The sequence below is a fragment of the Streptomyces sp. I05A-00742 genome (genome assembly GCF_013055795.1).
GTDB lineage: Bacteria > Actinomycetota > Actinomycetes > Streptomycetales > Streptomycetaceae > Streptomyces.
In genome coordinates this window covers 1-1,027 of sequence record NZ_JABETO010000095.1, presented here as the reverse complement: position 1 = coordinate 1,027, position 1,027 = coordinate 1, and the positions used below count along the sequence as shown (strand labels likewise).

Annotated in this window: 1 protein-coding gene; it reads right to left on the bottom strand. The window is 79.9% G+C overall.

Annotation, left to right across the window (positions count from 1 at the left end; translation table 11 throughout):
- Nucleotides 1-114: 114 nt before the first annotated feature.
- Nucleotides 115-1,027: D-glycero-beta-D-manno-heptose 1-phosphate adenylyltransferase (gene rfaE2 / locus HN013_RS32220; RefSeq protein WP_171172560.1), on the bottom strand; the 913-nt coding region annotated here is incomplete at its 5' end.

The window sequence follows — 1,027 nt, the reverse complement described above, 5'->3', positions numbered from 1 at the left end:
GGCCGGGGTGGGCCCGGCGCAGGGCCCGGAGCGCCGGTACCCCCGCCAGCAGGTCGCCGAGGCCCAGGGCCCGCAGGACCAGCAGCCGGGGCCGGGCGGGCGGCGCGCCCGGGGTCATCGCCGGCCGGCCGGCGAGGCGGGGCGCCCGTCCGCGCCCGCGCAGTGGGCCGCCCGGGTGGCCAGCAGGGTGCTGGACCGGCCGTCGAGGTAGGGCAGCAGAACGGCCTGGCCGCCCCAGGACGCCAGCTGTGCCGCCTCCGGCAACTGCTCCACCGCGTAGTCGCCGCCCTTGACCCAGATGTGCGGCCGCAGCCCGGAGAGCAGCGTCTCCGGCGTGTCCTCGTCGAACACGGCCACCGCGTCCACGCACTGCAGGGCCCGCAGCACCCTGACCCGGTCGTGCAGCGGGTTGATCGGCCGCCCGTCACCCTTGCGGCGGCGCACCGACGCGTCCGAGTTGAGGCAGACGATGAGACAGTCGCCGATGCCCCGCGCCTGCTGGAGCAGGCTCACATGCCCGGCGTGCAGCAGGTCGAAGCAGCCGCCCGCCGCGACCACCGTGCCGCCCGCCGCCCGGACCCGGCGGGCCAGCCGCAGGGCGTCGGCGTCCGCGCCGCCGGCGAACGCCGCCGCCGGGCCGGGGCCGCCGGACACCGTGCGCGGGCCGCCCTCCGCCACATATCGGGTGGCCGTCGCCACGGCCTCCTGTACGGCCTCCGCCGGCAGGGCGCCGTCGCCCAGCAGCCCGGCGGCCGTGGCGGCGAAGCAGTCACCCGCGCCGCACGCGTCACCGCTGTGCCGGGCGGCGGTCGGTACGAGCAGCGGGCTGTCGCCCTGCGAGAGCAGCGCGCCGCGCCCGCCGAGGGTGACCGCCACGCTCACCGCGTGCCAGCGGCGCACCAGTCCGGCCGCCGTCCTGGCCACCGCGCCCAGCGCGTCGCCGTCCTCGTCCGCGGCAGGCGGCGCACCGTCCGCCGCGAACCGGCGGGCCTCGTCGCCCGTGGGCGTCACCAGCCGCGCCCCGCGC